Source organism: Streptomyces sp. S07_1.15 (assembly GCF_020739505.1).
Taxonomy (GTDB): domain Bacteria; phylum Actinomycetota; class Actinomycetes; order Streptomycetales; family Streptomycetaceae; genus Streptomyces; species Streptomyces xinghaiensis.
In genome coordinates, this window is sequence record NZ_JAJBZK010000001.1 from 2,989,475 (window position 1) to 3,003,395 (window position 13,921).

14 protein-coding genes and 1 tRNA gene are annotated in these 13,921 nt (G+C 71.9%); 10 read left to right on the forward strand and 5 right to left on the reverse strand.

Features of this window, described 5'->3' with window-relative positions:
- Positions 1-66: 66 nt before the first annotated feature.
- The 8 genes from LIX60_RS12780 (at position 67) to LIX60_RS12815 (ending at position 7,596) form a co-directional block, all read left to right on the forward strand.
- Entirely contained in the window at positions 67-2,259 is a 2,193-nt protein-coding gene (locus LIX60_RS12780) for a cell division protein FtsK (protein ID WP_227958529.1), read from the forward strand.
- Between the two features lie 140 nt (positions 2,260-2,399).
- Positions 2,400-2,651 carry a hypothetical protein gene (locus tag LIX60_RS12785; RefSeq protein ID WP_227958530.1) on the forward strand — a complete coding sequence of 84 codons (252 nt, stop codon included), beginning with the start codon at positions 2,400-2,402 and terminating at the stop codon, positions 2,649-2,651.
- A 23-nt stretch (positions 2,652-2,674) separates the two neighbouring features.
- A complete protein-coding gene (locus LIX60_RS12790) occupies positions 2,675-2,863 on the forward strand; it encodes a hypothetical protein (RefSeq protein WP_227958531.1) in 189 nt (62 codons plus the stop codon).
- A gap of 17 nt (positions 2,864-2,880) precedes the next feature.
- Positions 2,881-3,477: a hypothetical protein gene (locus LIX60_RS12795; RefSeq protein WP_227958532.1), complete on the forward strand. Its 597-nt coding sequence runs from the start codon at positions 2,881-2,883 to the stop codon at positions 3,475-3,477.
- Positions 3,478-3,479: 2 nt separating this feature from the next.
- Positions 3,480-3,845 carry a hypothetical protein gene (locus LIX60_RS12800; protein ID WP_227958533.1) on the forward strand — a complete coding sequence of 122 codons (366 nt, stop codon included), beginning with the start codon at positions 3,480-3,482 and terminating at the stop codon, positions 3,843-3,845.
- 88 nt (positions 3,846-3,933) lie between these two features.
- Positions 3,934-5,730: a DnaB-like helicase N-terminal domain-containing protein gene (locus tag LIX60_RS12805; RefSeq protein ID WP_227958534.1), complete on the forward strand. Its 1,797-nt coding sequence runs from the start codon at positions 3,934-3,936 to the stop codon at positions 5,728-5,730.
- Between the two features lie 283 nt (positions 5,731-6,013).
- The gene (locus LIX60_RS12810; RefSeq protein ID WP_308101259.1) at positions 6,014-6,223 is read left to right on the forward strand and encodes a helix-turn-helix domain-containing protein; all 210 of its coding nucleotides are present in this window, start codon (positions 6,014-6,016) and stop codon (positions 6,221-6,223) included.
- Positions 6,223-7,596 (forward strand): tyrosine-type recombinase/integrase, encoded by a 1,374-nt coding sequence (locus LIX60_RS12815; RefSeq protein WP_227958535.1) that lies wholly within the window; start codon positions 6,223-6,225, stop codon positions 7,594-7,596. Before LIX60_RS12810 ends, LIX60_RS12815 begins: the two co-directional genes overlap by 1 nt.
- A 184-nt stretch (positions 7,597-7,780) precedes the next feature.
- Here the strand turns inward: LIX60_RS12815 and LIX60_RS12820 are convergent.
- Positions 7,781-7,862, reverse strand: a tRNA-Tyr gene (locus LIX60_RS12820).
- Between the two features lie 192 nt (positions 7,863-8,054).
- On the opposite strand from LIX60_RS12820, the gene LIX60_RS12825 reads away from it, so the two are divergent.
- On the forward strand, positions 8,055-8,543 hold the full coding sequence (locus LIX60_RS12825; protein WP_227962745.1) for a YajQ family cyclic di-GMP-binding protein: 489 nt from the start codon (positions 8,055-8,057) through the stop codon (positions 8,541-8,543).
- Between the two features lie 187 nt (positions 8,544-8,730).
- Here LIX60_RS12825 and LIX60_RS12830 read toward each other — a convergent pair whose 3' ends face one another.
- Positions 8,731-9,630: an AAA family ATPase gene (locus LIX60_RS12830; RefSeq protein WP_308101260.1), complete on the reverse strand. Its 900-nt coding sequence runs from the start codon at positions 9,628-9,630 to the stop codon at positions 8,731-8,733.
- A 350-nt stretch (positions 9,631-9,980) separates the two neighbouring features.
- Here LIX60_RS12830 and LIX60_RS12835 point away from each other — a divergent pair, with 350 nt between their 5' ends.
- Positions 9,981-10,637 (forward strand): GNAT family N-acetyltransferase, encoded by a 657-nt coding sequence (locus LIX60_RS12835; RefSeq protein WP_227958537.1) that lies wholly within the window; start codon positions 9,981-9,983, stop codon positions 10,635-10,637.
- Between the two features lie 94 nt (positions 10,638-10,731).
- On the opposite strand, the gene LIX60_RS12840 is transcribed toward LIX60_RS12835, so the two are convergent.
- The 3 genes from LIX60_RS12840 to htpX form a co-directional block, all read right to left on the reverse strand.
- On the reverse strand, positions 10,732-11,124 hold the full coding sequence (locus LIX60_RS12840) for a YccF domain-containing protein (RefSeq protein ID WP_019707798.1): 393 nt from the start codon (positions 11,122-11,124) through the stop codon (positions 10,732-10,734).
- Positions 11,125-11,340: 216 nt separating this feature from the next.
- Positions 11,341-12,705: an SGNH/GDSL hydrolase family protein gene (locus LIX60_RS12845; RefSeq protein ID WP_227958538.1), complete on the reverse strand. Its 1,365-nt coding sequence runs from the start codon at positions 12,703-12,705 to the stop codon at positions 11,341-11,343.
- A 318-nt stretch (positions 12,706-13,023) separates the two neighbouring features.
- Positions 13,024-13,881, reverse strand: coding sequence for a zinc metalloprotease HtpX (gene htpX, locus LIX60_RS12850; protein ID WP_227958539.1), 858 nt, complete (start codon positions 13,879-13,881; stop codon positions 13,024-13,026).
- Between the last annotated feature and the right edge of the window lie 40 nt (positions 13,882-13,921).

The following is a 13,921-nucleotide window of genomic DNA, read 5'->3' on the forward strand; positions in this document are numbered from 1 at the left end:
CCGGCCGCCTGCCGGCCAAAGCGTCGGCCGGGCCCCGCTCACCTATCCGCAAGGGAAGGAACCTCAGTGAAGCACGCAGATGACTACGGCTCCGAGCACGGCCGGTCGGCTGACCCCGGAGCCGAGGTAGTTGACCTCAGCAAGGCGCGGTCGGCCCGCGCCGAGTCGGCCGACCCGACCGCCGACCGGTCGGGCAACCGGGGCGCGGCGGAGTCGGGTGGGGAGTCGGCCGACTCCCGCACCCTCCTGGTGGACGGTCCGGACCCGACCGGGCCGGGGTTCATGGCGCGGGTGATGGGTGCCAAGCGGCATCCGATCGTGCCCGCGTGGCTGCGCTCCCGCGCCGAGCTGGCGACGGCCGCGCGGTGGGCGGCCGGGCACTACGGCCACTTGGCCGGGTACCACGCCTTCCGCGCCCCGGTGTACGCCGGTCGGTTGCTGATGCAGTCGCCGCGCGGCACGGCCCGGTTCGTCGGGGGCACGATGCGGTGGGTGGCCGACCGGGAGGGCGAGCCGGTCCGGCTGGCCGCTGTCGGGCGGGAGGACGCGGCGGAGTACCTGAAACTGTCCCGGCAGCGCGACGCCCGGGTCCGCCTGCGGACCCTCGTCACCGTGCTCGCCCTGCTCGTCGGGACCGGTACCGCGCTGGCGCTGTACGTGCTGGCACCGGGGTGGCTGCAAGGGGTATCGGTGGGCGCGCTGCTGCTGGCGCTGGGTGCGGCCGGCACCGCCCCGGATGCCCCGGTGGCCACCCGCGCGGTGGATGTGCCCAAGGTGCAGAAGCTCACCTCGGACATCGTGCTGCGGGCCCTGGGGGCGCTGGGCATTCCGGCGATCAATCAGGCGATGGGCAAGGGCCGGGACGGCTTCACCTTCACCGCACCCATCACCCGGGACGGGCCCGGCTGGCGGGCGGAGGGCGATCTCCCCTACGGCGTCACCGTGACGGACGTGATCGACAAGCGGGACAAGCTCGCTTCCGGACTGCGGCGCCCGCTGGGCACCGTGTGGCCGGAGGCCGTGCCCGAGGAGCACACCGGGCGCCTGGTGCTGTGGGTGGGGGATCAGGACATGGCCAAGGCCAAACAGCCCGCCTGGCCGCTGCTCAAGGGCGGCAGCGTGGACCTGTTCAAGCCGGTGGCGTTCGGCACCGACCAGCGCGGCCGGTGGGTGGAACTCACCCTGATGTACATCGCGGCCGTCATCGGCGCCATCCCGCGCATGGGCAAGACCTTCCTGCTCCGCCTGCTGCTGCTCATCGCGGCCCTGGACCCGCGGGCGGAGCTGCACACCTACGACCTCAAGGGAACCGGCGACCTCGACCCCGTCGGCGACCGCGTCTCCCACCGGCACCGGGCGGGGGACGAGGACGAGGACATCGAGTACGCCATCCGCGACATGCGCGCCCTGCGCCAGGAGCTGCGCCGCAGGGCGAAGATGATCCGCTCCCTGCCCCGGGACATCTGCCCGGAGTCGAAGGTGACATCGGAGCTGGCCAGCAAACCGAAGCTGGGTCTGCATCCGATCGTGGTCGGGGTGGATGAGTGTCAGGTGTGGTTCGAACACCCCAAGTACGGCGGGGAGTTCGAAGAGATCTGCACCGACCTGGTCAAGCGCGGTCCGGCCACCGGCATCGTGCTGATGCTCGCCACGCAGCGCCCGGACGCCAAGGCCCTGCCGACCGGGATCAGCGCGAACGCCTCCGCCCGGTTCTGCCTGAAGGTCATGGGCCAGCTGGAGAACGACATGGTGCTGGGGACCTCCGCCTACAAGCGCGCGGTGCGGGCCACGATGTTCGCCTGGGCCGACAAGGGCGTGCACTACTTCGTCGGCGAAGGCTCCGACGCCCGGATCGTGCGGGCGGTGTTCGCCGACGCGGTCGCCGCCGACCGGATCGCCCTGCGGGCCCGCAAGCTCCGGGAGGACGCCGGAACGCTGTCCGGGCACGCACTCGGAGAGGACCCGGAGGCGGACGAGGGCACGGGTTTCGACCTGCTGGCCGACATCCTGGCCGTGGTCCCGGCGGCCGAGCCGAAGGTGTGGTCGGAAACCCTGGTGGAGCGGCTGGCCGAGCTGCGGCCGGAGGTCTACCAGGGCTGGGCGGCCGAGCAGCTGACGGCCGCGCTCAAGCCGTACGGCATCGACACGGTGCAGATCGGCCGGCGTGTGGACGGCAAGGTCGTCAACCGGCGCGGGATCGACCGCGCCAAGGTCACCACCACTGTTGCGGAGCGTGACGGAAACCAGGTCGCGGGATGACGCTTCGGGGCCGCTATCGCTAGCAGCGACCCCCGCTAACGTTAGCGGCCCCGCTAGCACCGAACATCCCGCCTGATCAGGCCGCTAGCGGATAGCGGCCCTCCCCGGAAACACCCTGAAACCGGCTCTGGGAGGCCCTTGTGACCCCCGTTCTGGGCGCTATCGCCTGCCTGCTCGCCATCACGCTTGGTTACGCGGCTCTGTGTGCCGCTTCGCCGTTCGGCAACTGCCGCAAGTGCCGCGGCTTCGGCTACCGGCTCACCACCGACCGGCGCGGGCGGCTCAAGCCCGGGCGCACCTGCCGCCGCTGCCGAGGCGACCGCAAGCGCATCCGCTTCGGCCGCCACCTGTTCAACCTCGCCGCGCGCATCCACCGCGACGGCACCCGCTGACACCCACCAGGAAGGGACCAACCGTGGTCGTCACCATCTCCCTCGTCGTCCTCTTCGGCGCAGCCCTGGCCGCGCTGCTGAAGTTCAAGTCCCTCGGCTTCGGCTCCGCGTTCGTCGCCGTGATGTTCGGCTTCTACCTCGCCTCCACCGGCGCCGCCGAGCCGGTCAACAACCTCACCGCGGCTGTCGTCAACGCCGTCCGCGACCTCTGAAACGGAGGGCACCGCCGATGCACGAACACACCACCGCCGGCCACTGGCTCACCGCCGCACTCCCCAAGGCGGCCCCGGCCCTGGCCACCTCCACCGTGCTCATCCTGGCCCGGATCTGGAACGCCAACGGAGCCGAACACAGCACCGGCAACGCCGTGCTGATGACCGCTCTCTCCCTCGGCGCAGCAGCGGCCGGCGCCTGCGCCTCCGTCGGCCGGGCCGGGGACTCCACCATCGCCGCAACCGCGTTCGCCACGTCCGGTGGCCTGGCTCTGGCCGGGGTCGCCGGATACGCCGACGGGCTGTCCCTGCCGCTGCTGCTGTGGGCGCTGTCCACGACCGTGGCCTACGGCCTGGCCGCCCGGTACTGGCGCACCGACCGCCGCACCGCAACAGCCCACGACCGGCGCACCGCCGAGCGGCGTGAGGAGCACGCGCACGCCGAGCGCATCGAAGCGCTGCGCTGCCGCACCCAAGTCGAAGTGGCCCGGGAGGGCACCACCTACGCGGCCGCGTTGGCCGAAGCCCTCACCGCCCGCGCGGCCCTGCCCGGCTACGACCCGGCCGCCCTCACCCGCGCCGGACTTCCGGCACTTCCCACCAAGGAGCACTGACCATGACCAGCCCCACCACGTCCGCTGTCGAACTCGCGCAGCAGGCTGCGGACGCCGTCCAAGGCCTCAACCACACCACCTACCGCAGCGGGACGCCCGGCTGGTACCAGCCCGGCGACGCTTACGACACCGTCGGCAAACTCGCCGCGCTCTCCCGCCGCCTGCCGCAGACCTTCCAGCAGATCGCCGCACTCCTGGAGACCCTGCACACCGCCGGACACCTCACCAGCAGCGACCACCGCATCCCCGGCGAACACGTCGCAGCCCTCGCCCGGGCCCTGGAATCCGCGACCGCAGCGTCCCAGTTCATGACCGACGCCCTGGACAAGGCACACGCGGCCCTCAGCCCCATCGGCCACGCCGAATAGCGGCGCCCGGGGCGGCGGCACACCCGTGCAAAGGACAGCCCGCCGCCCCGGTTCTCCCATCCCAACCAGGAATCAGGAGGCGTCCAGCATGACAGCTGACCCCGCTCCACCGCAGTACGGCAACGTGCTGCCGATCCACGGCCCGGCGGCCCGTCCCGCAGGGCCACCGCAGGACCTCGACGCCGAGCAGTGTGTCTTGGGCGCCATGCTGCTGGACCCGGCCGCCATCGAGGACGTGGCCGCCGTCATGGACCCGGCCGACCACTACCGGCCGGCACACGAGACGATCCACCGGGCCATCCACGAGCTGCATGACACCGGTCAGCCTGCCGACCCCATCACTCTGGCTCACCACCTCGACCGGCGCGGCGATCTGGCCCGGGTGGGTGGCGCCTCGTACCTTCACACGCTCGTACAGGCTGTGCCGACGGCCGCCCATGCCGAGTACTACGCGGAGATCGTGCGGGACAAGGCCGAGCGGCGCCGCCTGATCGAGACCGGTACCCGGCTCGTCCAAGCCGCCTCCGCGCCGGACGCCGATGCGGAGGAGATCCGGGCCGCCGTGCTGGCCCAGGTCACCGAGCTGACGGCTCGCGACGCTCTCAGCGACGGCCCGGCCGAGGAGACGCCCACGGGGCCGCCCAATCCGCTCTACGACCCCGCGCCGGGCCTCCGCCGTCCGCACCGGCCCGGACCCACTCCCCACCCTGACGTGTTCTGCGGGTGGGTCGGCGAGACGGTGCGGGAGCTGGACCCCACCAGCGAGGCCGATCCCGTCGCCGTGCTCGTCAACCTGCTCTCCGCCGCCGGGGCCATCATCGGCCGCCGTCCGCACGTCATGGTGGGCAACGACCGGCACCCCACCCTGATCTGGGCACTCACCATCGGCCCGACCTCCACCGGCCGCAAGGGCTCGGCGACCTCGACCGCGCGCCGCGTGCTCGCCGAGGCCCTGCCGGACTTCTTCGGCCCCGAGCACACACCGCGCGGGCTGAACTCCGGGGAAGGGCTGATCGAGTACGTCAAGGACGACGACAGCGACACCGCCTCCCACGCCAACATCGACAAGCGGCTGTGGGTGGTGGAGTCGGAGTACGCCGTCACGATGAGCCGGGGCCGCCGGGAAGGCAGTTCGCTGCCCGGCGTGCTGCGGCAGGCGTGGGACGGGGATTCGCTCGGCTCGATGATCCGCGACTCCCTCAAGGCCACTGATCCGCACATCGCGATCCTCGGGCACATCACCCCGGAGGAGTTCCGGGCCAAGATGCAGGACTCCGAAATGGCCGGCGGCACCTACAACCGCTTCCTGCCGATCTTCTGCCAACGCAACCTGATCCTCCCCGGATCACGCGGCGCGAGTCCCGAACTGGTGGCCAACCTCGCCGCGGGCTGGCGCACGGTGCTGGAGGACGCATCCCGAGTCGAACACGTCCGGTTCAGCCCGGAGGCGTGGGCGCTCTACTGCGACGCCGTCTATCCCGCGCTCAGCGACGATTCCGCCGGAGGCGTCATCGCACAGTTCACCGCCCGCGCCGCCCCGTACGTGCAACGAGTCGCCATGGTCTACGCCCTGTGCGACCACACCGACACCATCGCCGAGCACCACATGCGCGCAGCATGGCGCCTGCTCGACTACGCCCGGGCCTCCGCCGTCCACCTGCTCGGCAACGTCACCGGTGATCCCAAGGTGAACAAGCTCGCCGACGCGGTACGGGCCGCCGGGGCGGACGGGCTGAGTGCCGACCAAATCCGGCGGCTGTTCAAGAACACCAGCCGGGCCGAGCGGGACCGGCTCACCGCCGAACTGCTCGACCAGCCCGGATACGTCCGCACTCAGCGGCCGACCAAGGGACGCCCGACCACCGTCATCAGCTACGCGGGCTGAGGGCGGTAAGGGCGGAAAGGTCGATAAGCCCACTGACCTGCGGAAACGGTGGGGCGATAAGGGGTGCGAAAAGAGGGCGGTAAGCCCTTCGGGCCGGAACCCTCAAGCGGGGAAGCGCTCCCCTTCACGGGGTCCGGAACTCCGGTCGCTGGACTTATCGCCCCACTTACCGCCCCCCTTATCGCCCCCGGGAAATCGCAGGTCAGGCGGCTTATCACCCTTACCGCCCTTACCGCCCCGCCCTCCGACATGCCGAACGCCACGCACCCGAGGAGCAAGCACCGTGAGCACGCCTGCCCGCAAGCGCCGTGCGCCCGCCGATGAACTGTTGCCCCTGAAGGACGTTCTGGAGGAACTGGGGATCACCCGGGCCTCTTGGTACCGCTGGCGCAACCGTGGCCAGTGCCCGAAGACCCATCGCCTGCCCAACGGTCATCTGCGTATCCGCCGCAGTGATCTCGACGCCTTCAAAGCGGACCTGGAGGTCGCGTAGTGGAGTGGAGTTACACCGTCCGCGTCTGGAGCATCCGGAAACGGCCGTACCGCAAGCCGTACCAACTCCGCTGGCAGGTGGGGACGCGGCCGCATTCGGAATCGTTTCTGACCTCCGGTCTGGCCGAGAGCCGACGCGCGCAGTTCATCACTGCTGCGCGCGCCGGTGAACCATTCGACGTGGAGAGCGGCCTGCCCAAATCGATGCTGCGGGAGCAGCAAGACGTGTCATGGTACGAGCACGCACGCCAGTACATCGAAATGAAGTGGGCGCACTCCCCCGCGTCCACGCGGAAGACGCTGGCCGAAGCCATGGCCACCGTGACGCCCGTGCTCGTCCGGGACACCAAGGGCATGGCCGATCCGCGCACCGTCCGGGCCGCGCTCTACGGCTGGGCGTTCAACGTGAACCGCTGGGACGAGGAACCGCCCCCGGAGTTCAAGGCGGTGCTGTCCTGGTTCGAGCGGAAGTCGAAGCCGACTTCCGCACTGGCGGACAGGATGCTTGTCCGCAGGGTTCTGGACGCTCTCACGAAGAAGTTGGACGGGGGCACGGCCGCCTCTTCCACGATCCGCAGGAAGCGGGCCATCTTCCACAACGCTCTCGTGTACGCCGTGGACGCCGGACTCCTGGCGGAGAATCCGCTCCCGCAGGTTCGATGGAAGCTGCCCGAACCGGTGGAAGAGGAAATCGACCCGGCCTGCGTCCCCGACCCCGAGCAAGCCGCGGAACTGCTGGCCGCCGTCCGGGCCCAGGGACAGCGCGGCCGGCATCTCGCCGCGTTCTTCGGCTGCATCTACTACGCCGGTGCGCGGCCCGCTGAGGTCGTGGGGCTGCGCCGGGAGGACTGCACACTCCCCCGGCGCGGCTGGGGTCTCCTACAGCTTCAGGAGACCCGCCCACGGGCGGGAGCAGCGTGGACCAATGACAGGGAAGCGCACGACCGGCGAGGGCTGAAGCACCGGTCGCGCAAGGCCGTGCGGCCGGTGCCGATACCGCCGGAATTGGTGGCCATGCTGCGCTGGCACGTCTCCGCCCACGGGGTGGCGCCGGATGGCCGGCTCTTCCGCACGCTGCGCGGCGGACTCGTCCAGGAGAGTGGCTACGGGGAGGTCTGGGCGCGCGCCAGGGAGAAGGCGCTCACCCAGGCCGCCGCAGCGTCGCTCATGGCCAAGCGGCCGTATGACCTCCGCCACGCGGCTGTCTCCACTTGGCTCAGTTCGGGGGTGGAGCCCCAGCTCGTCGCCAAGCGGGCCGGGCACAGCGTCGCCGTGCTCTTCCGGGTGTACGCGAAGTTCCTGGGCAACAGCGACGACGCGGCGAACGCCAAGATTTCCGCTCGTCTGCGGGAGCGCAGGACTCCCCCGGCTTGACCACGGCCGCGCCCCTTCCGCCTCCGCAGGTCAGGGCGGAGAATCCCGTCCACGCACCGTCCAGGAGCACTGGTAGAGGGCGGGAACGAACGAGACAGAGCGAGACAGTTCGCACCGCACGACCCTCGCAAGAGAGAAGGCCCCTGCCTGCGTATTCGCAGGTCAGGGGCCTTTTCTGTTCCTGTGGCGGCGCCAGGATTCGAACCTGGGAAGGCTGAGCCGGCAGATTTACAGTCTGCTCCCTTTGGCCGCTCGGGCACACCGCCTAGGAGGTGTCGCCGCCGTCCCGCTCGGTGGCGGTGCCCGGTGGCAACGTCGTAAACCATACCCGATGAACCGGGGTGGTCCGCCACCCGGTTGATCGCGGTTGGATCATGGATCGGATGGCTAGGCTGGGCGCTGCGGACCGGGATGGTTCCGCGGTACCGGATGATCTAGGGATGAGGAGCCAACTCACGATGGCCGACTCCAGTTTCGACATCGTCTCGAAGGTCGAGCGGCAGGAGGTCGACAACGCTCTCAACCAGGCCTCCAAGGAGATCTCGCAGCGCTACGACTTCAGGAACGTCGGCGCGTCGATCGAGTGGTCGGGCGAGAAGATCCTGCTGCAGGCGAACTCGGAGGACCGGGTCAAGGCGATCCTGGACGTCTTCCAGTCCAAGCTGGTCAAGCGCGGGATCTCGCTCAAGGCGCTGGACGCCGGGGAGCCGCAGCTCTCCGGCAAGGAGTACAAGATCTTCGCGAGCATCCAGGAGGGCATCTCCCAGGAGAACGCGAAGAAGGTCGCGAAGATGATCCGAGACGAGGGCCCCAAGGGCGTCAAGGCGCAGGTGCAGGGCGACGAGCTGCGGGTGTCGTCCAAGAGCCGGGACGACCTGCAGGCGGTGCAGCAGCTCATCAAGGGCGCGGACCTGGACTTCGCGGTGCAGTTCGTGAACTACCGGTGAGCCCCGTGGCCTGAGGTCCGCGTCCGCGCGGTCGGCTGCGGCACAGCGAGGGCAGTACGTCGGAATCGCCGTCCGACGCACTGCCCTCGTTGTGTGCTCGGGTGACGTACGTACGCGCGGGCGGCGAGGAGCTTCCGTTCATGTTCCGGCGCTCGCTCGCCGGTCTGGACCGCGGGCACGCCGGGGGTCAGCCGGCGGCGAGTTCCGCGGGTGGGCCGGCGGTCAGGGTGCGGGCGACGGCCAGGGCGCGGGCCGGGTTGCCGCCGGAGGCCCGGTGCACGGCGTCGGTCAGCCGGCGCGGCAGCCGGTGGCGGGCGAGGAGTTCGGCGGTCGAGGCCGGGTCGAGCGGCGGCACGGGGATGGTGTCCCGGGGGGTGGCGCCGCAGAGGGCGTGGGCGACGGGTTCGCGCGGGTCGCCGGGCGCGGTGCGTTCGGCGATCAGCAGGCGCAGCTCCGCCGGCACGGTCCCGGCGCCCGGGTGCAGGACGGAGCGGAGCAGGAGCACGCTCTCCTCGTCCAGCCACTGGGCGTCGTCGATGACGAGGAGCACCGGCCACTCCCCCGCCAGTCTGCGGAGCAGCGCCGGAACGGAAGCGGCGGGGCCGGCGCCGAGCGGGCCGCTCCCGCGGGCCCGGCCGGTGCCCGCGCCCGCAGTGCGGCGGGCTCCGGCGGTACGGGTGCTCCGGCCGCCGCCGGTACGGGGGGTGGTGCGGGCGCTTCCGGCTGCGAGGGCGCCCGGACGCGTACCGCTGCCGGGGCGGGGACCGGTGCCGGGAACCGCGCCGAGGGCCGGGCTCGCGCCGAGGGCGGGCAGGCTGCCGGGGCCCGCGCGGAACGACATGCCGGGCAGGGGGGCGAGTGCCGCGGTCGGAATGGCGGCGAGGAGTTCGGTGGCGGCGGCGCCGGGCACCGTACGGTCGCGTTCGGCCGGGGTCAGGCGCAGTACGGTCTCGCCGTGCGACTCGGCGGTCGCGGCGACGACGTCCAGGACCGCCGACCGGCCGGCTCCGGGCGCACCGGTGAGCACGGCGCGGCCGTGGCTGCGCAGGGTCTGGTGGAGCCGGTCGAGAAGTTCCGAGCGTCCCACGGGGGCTCCGGGTCGTCCGACGGGTACTCCGCCGTGCACTGTCGACCGCATGACACGTCCACCGCCTTCGCGCGTCGTTGCGTCGCCGCATCGTTGATCCACGGGCCGCGATCCCGTGTCCCGTTGGGGAGTTGGGGTGGAGACGGGATCGCGGAGCGCGGGGGACCAGCCGGACCGGGTCACCACAGAGGGGGAGGCGGTGACCGGTTCTCCGAGCGTAGGTTCGGGCTCGCGGACCCGATACGGGGAAAACCCTTGTCGGGACCCTGAACCCCCGGTGGGGGCAGGGGAGGGTTCCGTGGCTGGTGAGGCCCGTGGACGGGCTCCGACGGTGCGTCAGAATGGCGGGCATGGGCGGCATGGACGGCACCCCGGCGGACGGTGTGAACGGCATGGCCCGCGGCACGGCGGGCGGTCGTCCCGACGCGGTGGCGGCCGGCCTTCCCGGCGGCGCCGTCGTCCGGGAAGCCCGGGACGAGGAGTTGGCGGCCGTCGCCGCGCTGCGGTGGGAGTGGCTGCTGGAGAACGGGGGAACGCCCGTCACCACGCGCGAGGAGTTCCTGCGGTACTTCGTGGACTGGGCGCGGGAGAACGCGGGGTCGCACCGCTGTCTGGTCGTGCTGCGGGGCGCGGCGGTCATCGGGATGGCGTGGCTGGCGGTCGTGCGGCGGGTGCCGAGCCCGCGGGCGCCGGCCCGTGCGTCCGGCGATGTGCAGTGCGTGTACGTCGTCCCGGCGGAGCGGGACCGCGGTCTGGGCGGGCTGCTCATCGAGGCCGTGCGGGAGCTGGCGCGGGAGGCGGGGCTGGAGCGGGTGACGGTGCACTCCAGCCCCCGGGCGGTCCCGGCGTACCGCCGGCACGGGTTCGTGGCCTCGCCGCGGCTGCTCCAGGCGCCGGGAGGCGGGGTGGCCGGCGCGGGTCCGGCCGGTCCGGCCGGTCCGGCCGGTCCGGCCGGTGGTTCGGGTGGTACTCCGGAATCTCCGGCTTCCGGTGGCTCCGGCAGGTGAGCCGCCGTCCCGCCGACCGGAAACGCCGGGCCCGGTGGCGGGTTCGGGCCGGTGATACGGGCGGCCGCGCGTCACCGCTGCGGCGGCCGCCGCCTCAGCGGGTGGCGAACGGGCGGTCCGAGGGGACGATCTCGCGGCCGAGCGGCATCAGGGAGATCGGGATCATCTTGAAGTTGGCGATACCGAACGGGATGCCGATGATCGTCACGCAGAGGGCCAGTCCGGTGACGATGTGCCCCAGCGCGAGCCACCAGCCCGCGAAGATGATCCAGAGGACGTTGCCGATCAGCGAGCCCGCGCCCGCGTCGCGCCGCTCGACGGTCGTCTTGCCGAACGGCCACAGGGCGTAGCCCGCGATCCGGAACGACGCGATGCCGAACGGGATCGTGATGATCAGGACGAAGCAGATGAGCCCCGCCAGCACATAGGCGAGGGCCAGCCAGAAGCCGGAGAGCACGAGCCAGATCAGGTTCAGGAGTGTCTTCACCCCTCCAGCCTGCCAGGGGTGCCGCTCTTGTGCTCGCTCCCCGCTCGGTCCCTGCCCGGCCGTGCGCACGGCGGGCACGGCAGCGGGGGCGCGTACGGCAGCAGGGGCGCGTACGGAGGGCGCCCGCGCGGTGCACGGGCGCCCTCGGCGCGCTCACTCGGTGTGCGGAGGCGCCCTCCCTGCGTCATTCGACGGGCGGGACCGCCGCGTTGGCGTTCATCCCGCCTGTGAGTCCGTCGGTCCGCTGTCGGCGGTCCGGCCGCCGCGGCGGCGTACCGCGAAGACCATGCCGGCACCGGCCGCCAGCACCAGCACGGCCGCCCCCGCGACGATCGGGGTGGTGCTCGACGAGCCCGCGGTGGCGAGGCCGCCCTTGGGCCCGGGCCCGGAGCCCTCGCCGGAGCCGGCCGTTCCGGCCTTGTCGCCGTCGCCGTCGTCTCCGCCGCCGCCCTTGCCGTCGTCGGTGCCGTCCGGGGCGGGCTTCTTGCCGTCCGTCCCGGTGCCCGGGGCGCTACCGTCCCCGGAGGGCTCCGCCGACGGGGTCCCGCCCGGGTCCGTGCAGTCGTCGCCGGGCGCGGTCCGCGGCAGGACCTCGGCGAAGGTGGCGGCGATCAGCTCGTGGCCGGCGGCGTTGGCGTGGATGTCCTGATGGGTGCACTGCCAGGTCAGCTCGCAGATCTTGGCGACGTTGGCGGGCACCGATCCGATGCCGGGCAGTTCGACGCGGGTGTCGAAGTCGTCCGAGCCGAAGGCGGCGGCCACATCGGCGACCTTGTAGTCGGCGGTGCGGTAGACCCCGGCGATGGCCTCGTTGCCGGCCTTGACGACGGCGGCCGAACTCTTGGCGGTCTGCTGCCCGGACTCGCCGAGGAGCCAGGCGGCCAGGAACGGGTTGTAGTACGTCATGCCCGCGTACTGGGTGCTCGCCGAACCGGCCTTGCGGAGCTTGCCGGTGATCTCGGTGAGGTTGGTGCCGATGGTCCGGGACGCCTCGGCCATGCAGGCGGGGTCGATGGCGCCGGTGGCGCCGGAGCAGGCCCTGATGTCGTTGGCGCCGATGTCGATGGTCACGTACGCGACGCTGCCCTTGTGCTCGTACAGGGCCTGAAGGGCGGCGTCCAGCTGGGAGTTCGCGTCGGGGTAGTCGCACTTGCCGCCGCCGATGAACGTCTCGGTGGTCTCACCGGAGCAGCCGAGGCGTATGTGTTCGAGGCCGGGGTTGCTCTTCTTGAGGGTCTCGAACAGCTTGTCGGTGTAGGCGACGTCCGTGTCCTGGCCGGCATCCGGCTGGTAGCCGGAGGCGAGGGAGTCACCGAGGGAGACGTAATAGGTCGCGCCCCGGCCGGACTTGCCGCCGTCCGCTCCGTCCGCGCAGTCGGCGGCGGCCACGCCGGACGCACCGAACAGGACGGCCGCGGTGGCGGCGGCGAGCAGTCCGCCACCCCGGAGCCCGGGGACGGGGGAGGTCCGCCGCCGTCGCGGTTCCCGGCGGCCGGCGGCCGAGGCCGGGGCGGGCGGTGGCGCGGAGGCCGCGGGACGGACGGTGCGCGATAAGCGGGTGAGCCGCCGTATCAGGGTCATCAGCGGGAACTTTCCTTCGGTGGCGGTGGCGGTCGGGCGGGGCGCGGCCGAGGCGACCCGGAGCCGGTGCCGGCAGCGCGGCCGCGGCGCCGAGTACGCGGTGCGCCTTCTCGCGCCTCTCGCGGCCTGTCGCGGCCTGTCGCGGCCGGTACGGAGTTACGGGGCAGCGCAGCGTAATTCGGGATCGTACGCCGGGGTCATCACGGGAAAAAGGGGCGGCCCTCCACGGCGGGGCAGCCGATCATGTTCGTTCGCCGTCCGCTTCGGGATGCGGCGCCGGAATCCGGGGGCACGGGGCGGGCGGGACGGGCGGTCCCGTCAGCGGCCGCCCGCCATGCGCTCCAGCCGGGCCACGCGCTCGGCCATCGGCGGATGGGTCGAGAAGAGTTTCGACACCGTGCCGGGGCGGAACGGGTTGACGATCATCATGTGGCTCGCCGTCTCCAGACGCGGTTCGGGGGGCAGCGGCAGCTGCTTCGTTCCCGCGTCGAGCTTGCGGAGGGCGCTGGCCAGGGCCAGCGGGTCACCGGTCATCCCGGCGCCCGACGCGTCGGCCTCGTATTCACGGGACCGGCTGACGGCGAGCTGGATGAGGGAGGCCGCGAGCGGGCCCAGCAGCATGATCAGCAGGAAGCCGAAGAGGCCGGGGCCCTCGTCGTCGTCGGTGCGGCCGAACGGGATCAGCCAGGCGAAGTTCACCAGGAACATCACGACGGAGGCGAGGCCACCGGCGACCGAGGAGATCAGGATGTCGCGGTTGTAGACGTGGCTCAGCTCATGGCCGAGGACACCGCGCAGCTCGCGCTCGGTGAGGATGCGGAGGATGCCGTCGGTACAGCAGACGGCCGCATGGCGCGGATTGCGGCCGGTCGCAAACGCGTTCGGTGCCTGGGTCGGGGAGATGTAGAGCCGCGGCATGGGCTGCCGCGCGGCGGTGGAGAGTTCACGGACGATGCGGTAGAGCTGCGGGGCCTCGAACTCGCTCACGGGCCGGGCCCGCATCGCGCGCAGGGCGAGCTTGTCGCTGTTCCAGTACGCGTAGGCGTTGGTACCGAGCGCCACGAGCACCGCGACGACGAGACCCGTACGGCCGAAGAGGCCACCGATGGCGATGATCAGTGCCGACAGCGCACCGAGGAGTACGGCGGTCTTCAGCCCGTTGTGCCGGCGGTGCACGGTACGCCCTCCTGGTGCTGTGGTGGGGAACTTGCCGCTC

Bases quoted from the DNA above. Each gene is read 5' to 3' on its own strand.
- LIX60_RS12845 (WP_227958538.1), bottom strand. From the start codon at position 12,705: ATGACCCTGATACGGCGGCTCACCCGCTTATCGCGCACCGTCCGTCCC.
- LIX60_RS12805 (WP_227958534.1), top strand. From the start codon at position 3,934: ATGACAGCTGACCCCGCTCCACCGCAGTACGGCAACGTGCTGCCGATC.
- LIX60_RS12795 (WP_227958532.1), top strand. From the start codon at position 2,881: ATGCACGAACACACCACCGCCGGCCACTGGCTCACCGCCGCACTCCCC.
- LIX60_RS12835 (WP_227958537.1), top strand. From the start codon at position 9,981: ATGGGCGGCATGGACGGCACCCCGGCGGACGGTGTGAACGGCATGGCC.
- LIX60_RS12800 (WP_227958533.1), top strand. From the start codon at position 3,480: ATGACCAGCCCCACCACGTCCGCTGTCGAACTCGCGCAGCAGGCTGCG.
- LIX60_RS12825 (WP_227962745.1), top strand. From the start codon at position 8,055: ATGGCCGACTCCAGTTTCGACATCGTCTCGAAGGTCGAGCGGCAGGAG.